Origin of the sequence: Aureimonas phyllosphaerae (assembly GCF_900113065.1) — a bacterium.
GTDB lineage: Bacteria > Pseudomonadota > Alphaproteobacteria > Rhizobiales > Rhizobiaceae > Aureimonas > Aureimonas phyllosphaerae.
Window position 1 is genome coordinate 158,223 of sequence record NZ_FOOA01000008.1, and the last position, 14,069, is coordinate 172,291.

The following is a 14,069-nucleotide window of genomic DNA, read 5'->3' on the forward strand; positions in this document are numbered from 1 at the left end:
CAATCGGCGGGAGGGGCAATCGTTCCCACACGCGGGGCGGGCGCGATGTCGCATCACCGGATGGTGACCGGCGTGGGGCGATCGGGAGAAGGCCTGCGCAGGACGGCGCAGCGGGCGGCGCCGGTCAGGCCTCGGGCCGACGAGACGCCGGCCCGAGGGCGGATGACTTACTCGGCGGCGGCCGCCTTCTTGGTGGCGCGGCGGCGCTTTGCGGGCTTCTCGGCCTCCACCTCGACGGGGGCGGGCGCCTCCTCGACCTCGGGCTCCAACTCGGGCGCGGCCTTGCGGCCGAGTCCGATGCTCTTGGCGAGCTCGGAGCGCTTGGCGGCGTAGTTGGCGGCGACCATCGGATAGTCCGGCGCGAGGCCCCACTTCTGGCGGTAGGCCTCGGGGGTCAGGTCGTAATGCGTCTTCAGATGGCGCTTCAGCGACTTGAACTGCTTGCCGTCCTCGAGGCAGATCAGATAGTCCGGCGTCACCGACTTCTTGACCGGAACCGCCGGCACCAGCGGTGCGGCCGGCGCCGCTTCCGGCTCCTTGGCAGCATCGAAGTCGAGCGAGGCGTAGACGACGCCGATCAGGGGCGCCAGGTCGTCGCGCGTCACATGGTTCTTGCTGACATAGGCCTTGACGATCTGAGCCGTCAGAGCCCGACGCGAGACGTCCTTACTGCTGTCCATTTCAACCCTCTCGAAGTTTTTCGGACAAATAACGTAGTCGCGTATATTGGTCCAGTCGCCGCGGCTCGCGACAACATCGTTATTGAATTATCGACCCTTAGTTGTCCAATATCGCCGATATTAAGACCTTCGACGACGTGGCCGCGGAACCGGGCCCGTCTTCGCATGCCTGACATGCAATTCGGGACATGGTGCACGATACCGATTCGTGGTCAGCCTGCGGCTGATTCGCATGAGTGATTGATCCATGACCCACCCGTCCGCCCCCGCCGTCCGTCCGGCCGACCTGACGCAGGCGCGTGACCGCGCCGCACCTCGTGTCGGCCTGGCGCTTGCCTCGCTGTCCCTCGGCTCCTTCGTGATCGGCGCGGGCGAGTTCGGGATCATGGGCCTCCTGCCCACGATGGCGAGCGACCTCGGCGTCTCGATCCCGCAGGCCGGCCTCCTCGTCACCGGCTACGCGCTCGGCGTCGTGTTCGGCGCACCGCTCCTCGCCGTCCTCACCTCGCGCTGGGAGCGCCGGCGCACGCTGTTCCTGCTGGCGCTCGTGTTCTTCGCCGGCAACCTCGCCTGCGCGCTTGCACCGACCTACACGCTCCTGATGGCCGCGCGCCTCTTCACCGCGCTCGCCCACGGCGCCTTCTTTGGCATCGGCGCGGTGCTCGCCGCCGAGATCGCCCGGCCTGGCAAGGAGGCGCAGGCGATCTCCATGCTCTTCGTCGGCATGACGCTCGCCAACGTCTTCGGCGTGCCGCTCGGCACCGTCATCGGCCAGGCCTTCGGCTGGCGCTCCGCCTTCCTCGTGGTCAGTGCACTCGCGGCCGCGACCGCCGCGATGATCTACCTGTTCGTGCCCGTCAGCCGGCCGCGCCCGGGCGTGCGCTTCGCCGAGGAACTGCGGGCGCTCGTACGTCCGCCCGTGCTCCTCGCCATGTCCTTGAGCGTCCTCGCGTCCTCGGCGCTCTTCGTCCTCTACACCTACATCGCGCCGCTCCTCGTCGGCGTCACGGGCCTTGCCGAGACGAGCGTCCCCTACCTCCTCTTCGTGCTCGGCACCGGCATGACCATCGGCAACCTCGCGGGCGCCAAGCTCGCCGACTGGAAGCTCATGCCCTCCATCATGGGGCTCTTCGCCGCCATGGCCGCGATCCTCGTCGGCATCCACGTCTTCGCGTCGAGCCCCGTCGTCATGGTCGCCCTGATGCTCCTCTGGGGCATGGTGGTCTTCGGCCTCACCTCGCCGATCCAGATGCGCATCGTCGCGACCTCGCAAGGGGCGCGCAACCTCGCCTCCACCATCAACCAGAGCGCCTTCAACCTCGGCAACGCCTTCGGCGCCTGGCTCGGCGCCATGATGATCTCGGCCGGCCTCGGCTACGACGCCCTGCCGCTCGCCTCCGCCGCGCTGGCCTTGTCGGCGCTCGGCGTCGCCGCCGTCAGCTGGCGGATGGACGGGCGGGCATCTCGGGGGTAACGGCGGGGCTATCGCCCCGAACCCCATCCGGGAAAGAATTCCCGGACCCTTCTTTCTTTTTGACATGGAAAAGGGGGCCATCGGCCCCTTTTCCATGTCACGAGAGATGGGGGTCCAGGGGAATCATTCCCCTGGTGGGGTGCAGGGGTGAAACCCCTGCGTCTCCCACGAACGACCCGTTTGATCAGCCCGCCTCGAGCGGCGAGATGGAGATTTCGACGCGGCGGTTCTGGGCGCGGCCGGCTTCCGTGGCGTTGGAGGCGATCGGGCGGCTCATGCCGTAGCCCTGCGTGTTGAGGCGGCGCGGGTTGACGCCCTGGCTTGCCAGGAACTGCGAGACCGAGGAGGCGCGGCGTTGCGACAGGGCGAAGTTGTAGCCCTCGCCGCCCACGTTGTCGGTGTTGCCCGCGACGTCGACGATCGAGCGGTCGTACTTGTTGAGCACGATCGCGACGGACTGGAGCGTCGGATAGAACTCCGAGCGGACCTGGTCCTCGTTGGTGTCGAAGGTGATGTTGGAGGGCATGTTGAGGATGATCCGGTCGCCCTGGCGGGTGACAGAGACGCCCGTGCCCTGCAGCTGGGCGCGCAGGTCGGCCTCCTGGCGGTCCATGTAGGCGCCGATGCCGCCACCGCCGATGGCGCCGATGCCGGCTCCGATCAGCGCGGCGCGGCCGGGATCGGTGCCCGTGGCGCGGCCGACGAGGTAGCCGCCGAGCGCGCCCGCGCCCGCGCCGATGCCAAGACCGCCCGCGGTGTTCGAGATTTTCTGCTCGCCGGTATAGGGGTCGGTGGTGCAGCCGGCCAAAAGGCTCGCCGACGCGACGGCAGCCAGGATGAGCTTCTTCATGACGAGTTCCAGCCTTCCGATGGTTCGGGGCTCCTCGTGCGGCGGGAGGCCCTCGATGGTCGTGAGGAAAGGGCTAGAAAACAGTCTGGGCTGGATTGGGGCTGACGACCCGCTTTCGTCTCCGGCCTGAAAATAAATGCCCCGGCCGTGTCATCGCCGCCGCCGCCGGGCGAGAAGCCAGAGCGCCCCGAGCGACAGGCCGGCGATCTTGAGCGCCGCGCGATGCAGCTGGAGAGCGGTGTAGGGGCTGATCGGGATGCCGCGCGTATAAGGCGAATGGATGCGGCCGCCCTCGGTCGGCCGGTCGAGATTGTCGGTCGGCGTCAGGGGATGGCGCGAATGGGTGATGGGCGGCACGACGGCGGCGATGACCCGGTCGGTGAGGCTGGGAGCCACCGCCATGCCGAGGCGCAGGAGACCGCCGGGAAGGCCGATCGTAACCTCGCGCACGGGCCGCTCCAGCGCGTCGCAGATGGACGTGGCGACCAGTTCTGGCGCGTAGAGCGGCGGCATGACGCGCGGCTCGGCGGCGAGATGGTTGCGTGCATGGTGGGGCAGGGCGCTGGCGATGCCGGACGGCTTGATTTGCACGACGTCGATCCGGTCGCCGGCGGCCAGAAGCTCCATGCGCAGCGCGTCGGTAAAGCCCTTCACGGCATGCTTCGAAGCGGAATAGGCGCTAAGCAGCGGCACTGGCACGTCGCCGTTGACCGAGCCGACATTGACCAGGCGGCCACGCCCCGGCCGCGAGCGGAAATGGGCGACGGCGGCGAGCGAGCCGTGGACCGTGCCCCAGTAGTTGGTCTCGAACAGGCGCCGGTGATCGGCGAGCGGCAGGTCGGTGAGCGTCGCGTAGGCTGCGACGCCCGCATTGTTGACCCAGGCATCGAAGCGTCCGAAGCGGGCGACCACCGCCTCGGCCGCGCTGCGCAGGGCCTCGTCGGAGGAGACATCCACCGGCAGGGCGATCGCCTCGGCCCCCAGCGCCTCGACCTCGGCGCGCACGGCCTCTAGTTGCCCCTGACCCCGCGCGACGAGTGTGAGGCGCGCGCCGCGCCGGGCGGCCTCCAGCGCTGTCGCCCGGCCGATGCCCGAGCTTGCGCCCGTCAGCACCACCACCATTCCCGAAAGCGTGCGACGATGACCGGCCATGCTGCGTTTCCCGTTGAATCACAGGACGAACGCCGGGACGGCACGGGCCGTTCGGCGCGCAAATCGTGGCCGACTGCCGATCGACCGGGGGCCCACGAAAAAGGCCGGCCCCCTCTAAGGGAGACCGGCCTCGATCTGTTCGGGCGGAAGCGGCGTCAGGCGGCCTTCCGCTGGCCGATCAGCTTGCGGTTCACGAGAAGCTCGGCGATCTGGATCGCGTTGAGCGCGGCGCCCTTGCGCAGGTTGTCGGCGACGACCCACATGTTGAGGCCGTTCTCCAGCGTCTGGTCCTCGCGGATGCGGCTGATATAGGTCGCATCCTCGCCGGCGGTGTCGATCGGCGTGACGTAGCCGCCGTCCTCCTGCTTGTCGATCACGAGGCAGCCGGGTGCCTCGCGCAGGATCTCGCGCGCCTCGTCGGCCGTGATCGGGTTCTCGAACTCGATGTTGACCGCCTCGGAATGCCCGATGAAGACCGGCACGCGCACCGCGGTGCAGGTGACCTTGATCTTCGGGTCGAGCATCTTCTTTGTCTCGACCATCACCTTCCACTCTTCCTTGGTCGAGCCATCTTCCATGAAGACGTCGATATGGGGAATGACGTTGAAGGCGATGCGCTTGGTGAACTTCTTCGCGGTCACCGGATCGGCGACGAAGACGGCTCGGCTCTGCTCGAAGAGCTCGTCCATGCCCTCCTTGCCGGCGCCGGAAACCGACTGGTAGGTCGAGACGACGACGCGCTTGATGGTCGCCTTCTCGTGCAGCGGCTTCAGCGCCACGACGAGCTGGGCCGTCGAGCAGTTCGGATTGGCGATGATGTTGCGCTTGGTGAAGCCGGTGACGGCGTCGGCGTTCACCTCCGGCACGATCAGGGGCACGTCGGCGTCGTAGCGGAAGGCGGAGGAGTTATCGATCACGACGCAGCCGGCCTGACCGATGCGCGGCGCCCACTCCTTGGCGACGGAGCCGCCGGCCGACATCAGGCAGATGTCGGTGCCCGCCCAGTCGTAGTTCTCGAGCGCCTTCACCTTGAGGGTCTTGTCGCCGTAGGACACCTCGGTGCCCTGGCTGCGGCGCGAGGCCAGCGCCACCACTTCGTCGGCCGGAAAGCCGCGCTCGTCGAGGATATTGAGCATCTCGCGGCCGACATTGCCCGTCGCGCCGACCACAGCCACCTTGTAGCCCATCTTGAAACCCGCCAGTTCTTCGCCCCGAGAACCTGAAGTCACGCTCCTGTCGCCCCGTCCCGGGGGCAAGCGGGACGAGCGGTCAGATAATGATCGTGGTTTTGGTCAGGGTGAGCGCGGACATGGGCAAGGCTCATGCGCTCTCGGCGCGGTGAAGTCAATCGCCGGGATGAGGTCGCCGAAATGGAGGCGGCAAACGAAAACGGCCGGCCCCCGAAGGCGCCGGCCGCGATCCGTCGAAACGGATGCCGAATGTCAGATGCGACGGTCCGGATAGGCGCCGCCCATCGGACGGGGGCGCACCGTGTCGCGGGCGGCGCGCTGCGTGACTTTCTTGGTGACCCAGCCGACGAAGAGGGCCTTGAGGATGCTGCGGATCATGGGGATGCTCCCGATCAGTTGAGTTGGGAGATGAATGCGGGTCCCCAGTGTCGGTTCCATCAGGCGCGACCCGGATGACATTCCTGTGATTGTGGCGAAGACAAGTTTGCAACTTCCCTTTCCGTCAGAATTCGGTAACTTTTCCGGTTAAGGCGCCGCGGAGCGCCGCCGCACCAACGCGGCCTGGGAGGGCAAGGGCGTGACGAGTTATCCAACGAGCGCCGATCTGGCGTCCGAACGCAAACCCATGACGAAGCGGGAGCGGAAGGTGATCATCGCCTCCTCGCTCGGCACGGTCTTCGAATGGTATGACTTCTATCTCTACGGAACGCTCGCCGCGATCATCGGCAAACAGTTCTTCTCGCAGTTCCCGCCGGCGACACAGGCGATCTTCGCGCTCCTGACGTTCGCCGCCGGCTTCCTGGTCCGCCCGTTCGGCGCGCTCGTGTTCGGCCGGCTCGGCGATCTCGTCGGCCGCAAGTACACGTTCCTCCTCACCATCCTCATCATGGGCCTGTCGACCTTCGCGGTGGGCCTCCTACCGAGCTACGACCAGATCGGCGTCGCGGCGCCCATCATCCTAGTGGCGCTGCGCATGGCGCAAGGCTTGGCGCTCGGCGGCGAGTACGGCGGCGCGGTGGTCTATGTCGCCGAGCATTCGCCGCGCAACCGCCGCGGTTTCTACACCGCCTGGATCCAGACCACGGCGACGATGGGCCTCCTCCTGTCGCTCGCGGTGATCGTGACGCTGCGCCTCAACATGGGCGAGGACGCGTTCCAGACCTCGCAGCCCCTGTTCTTCGGGCTCGAGGGCGGCTGGCGCATTCCCTTCCTCCTGTCGATCATCCTTCTCCTGATCTCGATCTACATCCGCCTGCAGATGCACGAATCGCCGATCTTCCAGAAGATGAAGGAGGAGGGCACGCAGTCCAAGGCGCCGCTGTCGGAGGCCTTCGGCAACTGGAAGAACGGCAAGATCGTGCTGATCGCGCTGTTCGGCCTCGTGATCGGCCAAGCGGTGGTCTGGTACACCGGCCAGTTCTACGCGCTGTTCTTCCTGCAGACGGTGCTGAAGATCGACCTCCTGACCGCCAACGTCCTGATCGCCTGGGCGCTCATCATCGCGACGCCCGGCTTCCTGATCTTCGGCGCGCTGTCCGACCGCATCGGCCGCAAGCCGGTGATCCTGGCGGGCTGCCTGCTTGCGGCCGCCACCTACTTCCCGCTGTTCAGCGCGCTGACGCAGGCCGCCAATCCGACCTACTCTAGCGCCATCCAGAACGTGCGCGCCGAAGTCGTCGCCGATCCCGCCACCTGCGGCTCGCTGTTCGATCCGGTCGGCATCCGCACCTTCACGAGCCCCTGCGACGTCATGCGCCGCACCATGTCGCAGCAGGCCTTCCGCTACACGCAGGTCGATGCGCCCGCCGGCACCCCGGCGCAGCTCGTCGTCAACGGCGGCACGCCGATCGCCTTCACCGACGCCAAGGCCTTCACCGAGGCGCTCGGACCCGCCATGGTCGCGGCCGGCTACCCCGCCGCCACCGACCCGGCCAAGGTCAAGATCGACGGCTTCTTCTCGGCGCTCGGCAACACCCAGGCCCTGAAGGTCATTGCGATCCTGACGGTAATGGTGATCTACGTGACCATCGTCTACGGCCCGATCGCGGCCGCGCTCGTCGAGTTCTTCCCGACGCGCATCCGCTACACCGCCATGTCGCTGCCATACCACATCGGCAACGGCTGGTTCGGCGGCCTGCTTCCGGCCACCTCGTTCGCGATCGTCGCCTCGACCGGCGATATCTTCGCGGGGCTCTGGTACCCGGTGATCTTCGCGCTGCTGACGGTCGCGATCGGCCTTCTCTTCGTGCGCGAGAAGAAGGGTGTCGACCTCGCCGACTGACGCAGACGGCCGACATGAAAAAGGGCCCCGGCAGCGATGCCGGGGCCCTTTCTGTTTCGGATGATCGAAAGGATCAGGCCGCGAGGCGGCGCGCGAACTCGGCGGCCACCGCATCGCCCATCTCGGCGGTGCCGACCTGCCGGCAGCCGGGCGCCATGATGTCGCCGGTGCGGGTGCCGGATTCCAGAACCGCCGCGATCGCAGCTTCCAGCGCGTCGGCTTCGCGCATCAGCGCGAAGGAGTAGCGCAGCATCATCGCGAAGGAGGCGATCATCGCGATCGGGTTGGCGATCCCCTGTCCGGCGATGTCCGGCGCGGAGCCGTGCACCGGCTCGTAAAGCGCGCGGCGCTTGCCTGTGGCGGCGTCGGGCGCACCCAGCGAGGCCGACGGCAGCATGCCGAGCGAGCCGGTGAGCATCGCCGCGATGTCGGACAGCATGTCCCCAAAGAGGTTGTCGGTGACGATGACGTCGAACTGCTTCGGCGCCCGCACGAGCTGCATGCCGCCGGCGTCGGCCAGCATGTGCTCGAGACGCACGTCCGGGTATTCGTCGCGACCGACGCGGCTGACCACCTCGTTCCAGAGGACGCCCGTCTTCATGACGTTGCGCTTCTCCATCGAGGTCACTTTGCCCTTCCGGGTGCGGGCGGCCTCGAACGCGGCTCTGGCGATGCGCTCGATTTCGTAGGTCTCGTAGACCTGCGTGTCGATGCCGCGCTTCTGGCCTTCCCCGAGGTCGACGATCTCCTTCGGGATCCCGAAATAGACGCCGCCGGTGAGTTCGCGCAGGATCAGGATGTCGAGCCCGTCGACGAGCTCGCGCTTCAGGGACGAGGCTTCGGCGAGCGCGGGATAGCAGATCGCCGGGCGAAGGTTCGCAAACAGCGCCATGTCCTTGCGAAGCCGCAGGAGACCTGCCTCGGGGCGGATCTCGTAGGCGACGCCGTCCCATTTCGGGCCGCCGACGGCACCGAAGAGCACGGCATCGGCCTTGAGCGCGCGATCCATGTCGCGATCCGCGACCGGCACGCCGTGCGCGTCGATCGCGGCGCCCCCCACCAGCGCCTCCTCCGTCTCGAACCGGTCGCCGCCGGCCCCGTTCAGGACGGCGACGATCTTGCCGACCTCGGCCATGGCTTCGGGTCCGATGCCGTCGCCGGGCAGGAGGAGGAGCTTGTGCGTCGTCATGAAGGGTCCTTTCGATCAGGCGAACTGGGCGCTCGGCGGCGTGTCAGGCCCAGGGGCGCGTTTCGGCGAGCTTCGTCTCGAACGAGGTGATGCCGCCCTCCTGCTCCAGCGTCAGGCCGATGTCGTCGAGCCCGTTCAGGAGGCAGTGCTTGCGGAACGGGTCGATGTCGAAGCGCACGACGCCCCCGTCCGGGCGGCGGATTTCCTGCGCCTCGAGGTCCACCGTCAGCTTCGCGTTCGCGCCCTTGCCGGCGTCGCCCATCAGGGCGTCGAGTTCATCTTGGGAGACGCGGATCGGCAGGATGCCGTTCTTGAAGCAGTTGTTATAGAAGATGTCGGCGAACGACGTGGAGATCACGCAGCGGATGCCGAAGTCGAGGAGCGCCCAAGGGGCGTGCTCGCGGCTCGACCCGCAGCCGAAATTGTCGCCGGCGACCAGGATTTCGGCATGGCGGTAGGCCGGCTTGTTCAGAACGAAGTTCTCGTCCTCCGAGCCGTCCTCCCGGTAGCGGATGTTGGCAAAGAGGCCGACGCCGAGCCCGGTGCGCTTGATCGTCTTCAGGTAGTCCTTCGGGATGATCATGTCGGTGTCGACATTGAGGATCGGAAGCGGCGCGGCGACGCCCGTCAGATGGTCGAACTTCTGCATGGGAAACGCGTCCTTTCCTCGTGAGGCTGGCGGTCGGGCCTCGATACACCCTTCAACGCCGAGGCAAAAGCCTCGTCGCGCCCGCTTGAACGCGCGCGTGCGATCGGGCAGGGAGGGTCGATGACCCGCGCCCCCGCCGCGCTCCTGCGCTCCGCCCTCTTCGTGCCGGCCGCCAATGCGCGTGCGCTCGAGAAGTCGGCCTCGCTTGCCGTCGACGCGCTGATCTTCGATCTCGAGGATTCGGCCGCCGAGGGCGAGAAGGGCGCGGCGCGCGAACGCCTGCGCGGCCATCTGGCGACCCGCGGCCGTCAGGCGGCCGATGGTCCCCTCCGCGTCGTGCGGATCAACCCGCTCGACACGCCGGCCGGCACGGAAGACCTCCTGATGGCCTGCGCGGTGCGGGCCGATGCGATCCTCCTGCCGAAAGTGGAGGGCCCCGAGGCGCTGGAGGAGGCCGACACCGCGCTCCAGCACTGCGACGCGCCGCCCGCGCTGGCCCTCTGGGCGATGGTGGAGACGCCGATGGGTGTCCTCCGGGCCGGCGCGATCGCGGGCGCCGCGCTGTCGCGCTCGCTCGGCGCGCTGGTCGTCGGACCGAACGACCTCGCGCTGGCCGCGGGGCTCCTCGTCTCGCCGGGGCGGCCTGAACTGATGCCCTGGATCGGCCCCATCCTCGTCGCCGGCCATGCGCACGGCGTGCCGGTGCTCGACGGCGTCTTCAACGATCTGGCGGACTCCGAAGGGTTTGCGGCCGAATGCGCCGCCGGCCGACGCTTCGGCTTCTGCGGCAAGACGCTGATTCACCCGTCGCAGATCGACCCGGCGGACGCGGCCTTCGGGCCGACGCCGGACGAGATCGCGCGCGCCGAGGCGATCGTCGCGGCCTTCTCCAATCCGGCCCATCGCGGCCGCGGCGTGATTCGCCTGGGCACGCGCATGGTCGAGCGGCTGCATCTCGCGGAAGCCGAGGCGCTGCTCGCCCGCGCGGCCCTCATCCGAAACCGAAAGGACTAACGACCCATGAAGCTCTACCGCCTCCTGACCGGCCCCGACGATTCGGCCTTTTGCCACCGCGTCAGCCTCGCCTTGTCCAAGGGCTGGGAGCTGGCGGGCAGCCCGGCCTACGCCTTCGACGCCAAGGAGGGCGTGATGAAGTGCGCGCAGCCGATGACCAAGGTCGTCGAGGGCAAGGACTACGATCCGTCGATGAAGCTTGGCGAGCAGTAGGCGCCGTCGGAGCGTTAAGGCAATCCCGTTGCGCCGCGCGCTCGCGGTCGTCCTTGCGCTGGTCGCCACGGCGGCGGGGCTGATGCTGCTCGGCCTCGTCGTGCCCCGGCCGGCCGCGCTGTCGTTCCCCCCGCCTGGCGAGGCCGCGGGGCGCCATGCGATCTATCTCGCGGCCAACCCGATCCACACCGACATTCTCCTGCCCGCGACGCCGGAGGTGCGGGACCGTTTCGCCTTCCTGGCGCGCGACGGGCTCGACCTCGGCCATCCCGCGCTCGCCACCATCGTTGTCGGATGGGGCGGCCGCGCCTTCTACACCCAGACGCCGACCTGGGGCGACCTGACCCTCGACGCCGTCTGGCGCTCGGCGACGATCGACCGATCCGTCCTGCATGTCGCGCTCGGCGGCCGGGTCGAGGGCGACCAGCCCGGCCTCGTCCGCGTCGACCTCGGGGACGCCGCCTTCGCCGCGCTTCTCGAGGCCGTCGCGGACAGCTTCCAGCCCGCCTCGGACGGCGCGCCGCAGCTGATCCCGAATGCTGCCTACGGCGCGTTCGACCATTTCTACGAGGCGCGGGGGCCGTTCAACCTTCTTCTCGGCTGCAACACCTGGACCGCCGCCATGCTTCGCGCCGCCGGCGTGCGCACGGGCCTCTGGACGCCCCTTCCGCCGCTGCTTCTCTGGAGCCTGACGCTCCACGAGCCGACCGCCGCGTCCTGACGGGACGCGGCTTCCAAAAGCGCCTCAAGGCACCAGCCAGCGGCTTTCCAACTGGTGGCCGACCTTCCACCGATCGAGCTCGGCGACGTCGTCGTCGCAGGGCGCTTCGAACGGATCGCGGTATCGCAGGAATTCGCCGTCGACTATGGCGGCGATCAGGAAGCAGGCCTCGTCGTATCGCCCGCGCTCCTGGCTGACGACCCGAACCCGCGCCTCCATGGCGATGGCCTCGAGCGCACGGTCGTCCCACCGGGCCATGCCGTAGTCGGCGATCGTCAGATCGACGGCGGTCGGCTGCCAGTCCTGCGCCGGCAATCCGCGCCGCCAGTTCTCCACGGCGGGAAACAGCGCCGCGATCTCCGCGGAGGCCTTCTCGTCGTCGCCGGCCAGGACGACGCCCGGCTGCGCGATCATTCGCCTCTTGAGCCCTTCGGAGAAGCGGTTGAGAAGGGCCGCGGCCTCGGCGCCGTAGCGCGACCGCAAGTCGGCCTCCCGCGCTCCTCGCGTCTGTGCCTTCGCGTCGGCGGCTCGTTGCGCGACGCTGCGCTCCCCTTCCGCTGCCACCCGGCGTTCCTCCGCCTGGCGCAGGGCCTCCTGCCTCGCCGTCACGAGACCGGCAACGTTCTCTTCCAGGGACTTGCGCTCGTACCAGAGGGGAAGGAAGCTCGCCGCCCGGCCATCGCGCTTCAGACCATCGGCCAGAAGCTTCAAGGCATGCTCGGAGCCGTAGACGAGGCGGCATTCCTCGGCCTTGGCGGCCAGGAACGTCTCGTCGAGGCTCGCAAAGCGCGTCATAGGCCGCTGACTGATTTCCGTCGCGGCGTAGCTCGAGATCCGGCTCAGCACCTCGTCATGCGCGCCGCGGTCTTCCGATACCGTCGCGCAGATCGCCGCCTTGCCTGTCGCGAGCATCAGGGCGCCATAGCCGTTCCGCCGCTCGTTCGCCACGTCGTCCCGGATCGTGTCGGACAGCAACCGCTCCTCGTCCATCCGCTTGGCGACGTCGCGGAAGGGCATGACGTCGAAGACGCGCAACGACGCAGTCTCCAGAGCCTCAAGAAACGGCAAGGCAATGGACGGCGGCGCCGCCAGGAAGGCGCGTCGTTGGATCAGGAGGAGATCGCGGTTGGCGACGTCCATCGGACCGCAAGGGCTGGCGGAGATGATAACGGCACGACCATCAAAGCGCTCCAGTTCGCTCGCCAAGGCGCGCTCGAGAGCCGGCGTCTGTGGGAGACCATGAAGACATAGGGAGGCCTGGCCCGTCCGGAACGTGAAGGCGCCGACGAGATTGCGCGCGAGCGATGGCGCTCGCGGGCTCGTGTTGTAGAGAACGACGACGTCGTCCGGCGGCCCCTGCAGGAGGACCGCGTTGGCCGCCGTGATGCTGACCGCCTGGGGGAGGGTGCCGGCCCCGTTGGAGACTGCCGTGTCCTTGCGCGTCAGAAGCGCGATTTCGCTGGCGAGACCCTGTTTCTGCACGGCGGCGATGGCGCGATCGCGGGCGGTCGAGAGGACATCCAGATCGTCGCTCTTCGCGTCATCCGTCAGGAGCTTCAGTTCGGCGACGACGCCCGGCAACTTCGGCGAGGCGAGGTTGGCCGCGACCCAAGCCGCCATCTGGCCGCGTGTGGTTTCCAACTCGGTCTGGAGCGCGATCCGGCGCGCCGCCGCCTCGCGAACGCGCTCCTCGCCGCGAGCCGCTTCGAAGACGGCAAATGCGGGCGCCTGCGAAAGGGCCGTGCGCAACCGGAGGGCCGTCGCGGCGAGATCCGTCGCCGATGCCGATGCCATCCCGCCTTTCAGGGTCGCGGCCTCGGCCGCGATATCGAGAAGGTTCGGCGTCTGCGGGTTGAGGCGAAGGAACGCGTCGGCATCGGAGAGAAGGTCCGTCGCCTCGCGCCGCGCCGCCTTCAGGGCATCGGCTTCCGCCCGCTGATAGGCGGACTTGTCGGAAAACCCCTTGGCCTGTGCCTCGCGAAACTCGTTGGAACTCGTGAACCCGGATCGACGAAACGCCTCGTGTTCGCGGGCCGTGTCGAAGCCGTCCACTTGCGCCGAGCGATACTCGGACGCCGTCGCAAAGCCCCCGGCACGGGCGCGGACGAACTCATCGCCGCGACGAAATCCGCCGGACGTCGCCTGATCCCAGTCACGCTGCGTCTGGAAGCCGAAGGTGCGGGCCTCGCTGAAGGCCGTCGCGGAGGGAAAGCCGCCTGCCTCCGCCTGCTGATAGGTCGCGGCATCCTGGAAGCCGCGCGCCTGAGCGAGGCTGCGCTCCGAATTGCTGCGGAAGCCGTCGGTCGCCGTCTGCTCGATGGACGACAGCGTATAGGTGTCGACCACCTCGCCGAACGGCAGGCCGTAACGATCGACATAGGCCGAGAACGCCACCCCGGTCGATGGTCCGATCAACCCGTCGACGGGCCCATGGTAGAGACCGAGACGCGACAGGGCCGCCTGCAGACGCTGGATGGACTGGCGATAGACCGGTCGCGTCATCAGATCGAGCGATCCGTCGCCGTCGAACGAATTCCAGACCACACGATCGAGGTTCTGGCCGTCCGACAGGAACGAGTCCTGCGGAATGATGTGCATCGCCTTCAGCGCTTCGAGGTTCGGCTTGGCCTTGTCCCGGTTGAGCGTCCCGGCCACG

13 protein-coding genes are annotated in these 14,069 nt (G+C 68.2%); 5 read left to right on the forward strand and 8 right to left on the reverse strand.

Annotation, left to right across the window (positions count from 1 at the left end; all coding sequences use genetic code 11):
- Positions 1 to 167: 167 nt before the first annotated feature.
- A complete protein-coding gene (locus BM175_RS12025) occupies positions 168 to 680 on the reverse strand; it encodes a Ros/MucR family transcriptional regulator (protein ID WP_090963346.1) in 513 nt (170 codons plus the stop codon).
- A 247-nt stretch (positions 681 to 927) separates the two neighbouring features.
- On the opposite strand from BM175_RS12025, the gene BM175_RS12030 reads away from it, so the two are divergent.
- Positions 928 to 2,154, forward strand: a complete 1,227-nt coding sequence (locus tag BM175_RS12030) for an MFS transporter (protein ID WP_090963348.1) — start codon at positions 928 to 930, stop codon at positions 2,152 to 2,154.
- Between the two features lie 184 nt (positions 2,155 to 2,338).
- On the opposite strand, the gene BM175_RS12035 is transcribed toward BM175_RS12030, so the two are convergent.
- From BM175_RS12035 to BM175_RS23230, 4 genes are all read right to left on the reverse strand, one after another.
- Positions 2,339 to 3,004, reverse strand: coding sequence for a YiaD family glycine zipper/OmpA-like lipoprotein (locus BM175_RS12035; RefSeq protein WP_090963350.1), 666 nt, complete (start codon positions 3,002 to 3,004; stop codon positions 2,339 to 2,341).
- A gap of 150 nt (positions 3,005 to 3,154) precedes the next feature.
- Positions 3,155 to 4,156 (reverse strand): SDR family oxidoreductase, encoded by a 1,002-nt coding sequence (locus tag BM175_RS12040; RefSeq protein WP_090963352.1) that lies wholly within the window; start codon positions 4,154 to 4,156, stop codon positions 3,155 to 3,157.
- A 155-nt stretch (positions 4,157 to 4,311) separates the two neighbouring features.
- Positions 4,312 to 5,343 (reverse strand): aspartate-semialdehyde dehydrogenase, encoded by a 1,032-nt coding sequence (locus BM175_RS12045; RefSeq protein ID WP_090963354.1) that lies wholly within the window; start codon positions 5,341 to 5,343, stop codon positions 4,312 to 4,314.
- A gap of 255 nt (positions 5,344 to 5,598) precedes the next feature.
- Positions 5,599 to 5,724, reverse strand: a complete 126-nt coding sequence (locus BM175_RS23230) for a hypothetical protein (RefSeq protein ID WP_280137645.1) — start codon at positions 5,722 to 5,724, stop codon at positions 5,599 to 5,601.
- 247 nt (positions 5,725 to 5,971) lie between these two features.
- On the opposite strand from BM175_RS23230, the gene BM175_RS12050 reads away from it, so the two are divergent.
- A complete protein-coding gene (locus BM175_RS12050; protein WP_090963355.1) occupies positions 5,972 to 7,627 on the forward strand; it encodes an MFS transporter in 1,656 nt (551 codons plus the stop codon).
- A 73-nt stretch (positions 7,628 to 7,700) separates the two neighbouring features.
- On the opposite strand, the gene leuB is transcribed toward BM175_RS12050, so the two are convergent.
- Both leuB and leuD read right to left on the reverse strand, forming a co-directional pair.
- The gene (gene leuB / locus BM175_RS12055) at positions 7,701 to 8,816 is read right to left on the reverse strand and encodes a 3-isopropylmalate dehydrogenase (RefSeq protein WP_090963357.1); all 1,116 of its coding nucleotides are present in this window, start codon (positions 8,814 to 8,816) and stop codon (positions 7,701 to 7,703) included.
- Positions 8,817 to 8,859: 43 nt separating this feature from the next.
- Complete coding sequence (gene leuD / locus BM175_RS12060; RefSeq protein ID WP_090963359.1) at positions 8,860 to 9,465, reverse strand: 3-isopropylmalate dehydratase small subunit; 606 nt, start codon at positions 9,463 to 9,465, stop codon at positions 8,860 to 8,862.
- 120 nt (positions 9,466 to 9,585) lie between these two features.
- Here leuD and BM175_RS12065 point away from each other — a divergent pair, with 120 nt between their 5' ends.
- The 3 genes from BM175_RS12065 to BM175_RS12075 are packed head-to-tail and all read left to right on the forward strand — an operon-like array spanning position 9,586 to position 11,413.
- Positions 9,586 to 10,479 carry an HpcH/HpaI aldolase/citrate lyase family protein gene (locus BM175_RS12065; RefSeq protein WP_090963360.1) on the forward strand — a complete coding sequence of 298 codons (894 nt, stop codon included), beginning with the start codon at positions 9,586 to 9,588 and terminating at the stop codon, positions 10,477 to 10,479.
- A 6-nt stretch (positions 10,480 to 10,485) separates the two neighbouring features.
- Positions 10,486 to 10,692 carry a DUF1737 domain-containing protein gene (locus tag BM175_RS12070; protein WP_090963362.1) on the forward strand — a complete coding sequence of 69 codons (207 nt, stop codon included), beginning with the start codon at positions 10,486 to 10,488 and terminating at the stop codon, positions 10,690 to 10,692.
- A gap of 28 nt (positions 10,693 to 10,720) precedes the next feature.
- Positions 10,721 to 11,413: a TIGR02117 family protein gene (locus BM175_RS12075; RefSeq protein WP_244545975.1), complete on the forward strand. Its 693-nt coding sequence runs from the start codon at positions 10,721 to 10,723 to the stop codon at positions 11,411 to 11,413.
- A 24-nt stretch (positions 11,414 to 11,437) separates the two neighbouring features.
- Here the strand turns inward: BM175_RS12075 and BM175_RS12080 are convergent, their stop codons facing one another.
- Complete coding sequence (locus BM175_RS12080; RefSeq protein WP_090963364.1) at positions 11,438 to 14,068, reverse strand: hypothetical protein; 2,631 nt, start codon at positions 14,066 to 14,068, stop codon at positions 11,438 to 11,440.
- Position 14,069 lies beyond the last annotated feature (1 nt).

Bases quoted from the DNA above. Each gene is read 5' to 3' on its own strand.
- BM175_RS12025 (WP_090963346.1), bottom strand. From the start codon at position 680: ATGGACAGCAGTAAGGACGTCTCGCGTCGGGCTCTGACGGCTCAGATC.
- BM175_RS12030 (WP_090963348.1), top strand. From the start codon at position 928: ATGACCCACCCGTCCGCCCCCGCCGTCCGTCCGGCCGACCTGACGCAG.
- BM175_RS12035 (WP_090963350.1), bottom strand. From the start codon at position 3,004: ATGAAGAAGCTCATCCTGGCTGCCGTCGCGTCGGCGAGCCTTTTGGCC.
- BM175_RS12040 (WP_090963352.1), bottom strand. From the start codon at position 4,156: ATGGCCGGTCATCGTCGCACGCTTTCGGGAATGGTGGTGGTGCTGACG.
- BM175_RS12045 (WP_090963354.1), bottom strand. From the start codon at position 5,343: ATGGGCTACAAGGTGGCTGTGGTCGGCGCGACGGGCAATGTCGGCCGC.
- BM175_RS23230 (WP_280137645.1), bottom strand. From the start codon at position 5,724: ATGATCCGCAGCATCCTCAAGGCCCTCTTCGTCGGCTGGGTCACCAAG.
- BM175_RS12050 (WP_090963355.1), top strand. From the start codon at position 5,972: ATGACGAAGCGGGAGCGGAAGGTGATCATCGCCTCCTCGCTCGGCACG.
- leuB (WP_090963357.1), bottom strand. From the start codon at position 8,816: ATGACGACGCACAAGCTCCTCCTCCTGCCCGGCGACGGCATCGGACCC.
- leuD (WP_090963359.1), bottom strand. From the start codon at position 9,465: ATGCAGAAGTTCGACCATCTGACGGGCGTCGCCGCGCCGCTTCCGATC.
- BM175_RS12065 (WP_090963360.1), top strand. From the start codon at position 9,586: ATGACCCGCGCCCCCGCCGCGCTCCTGCGCTCCGCCCTCTTCGTGCCG.
- BM175_RS12070 (WP_090963362.1), top strand. From the start codon at position 10,486: ATGAAGCTCTACCGCCTCCTGACCGGCCCCGACGATTCGGCCTTTTGC.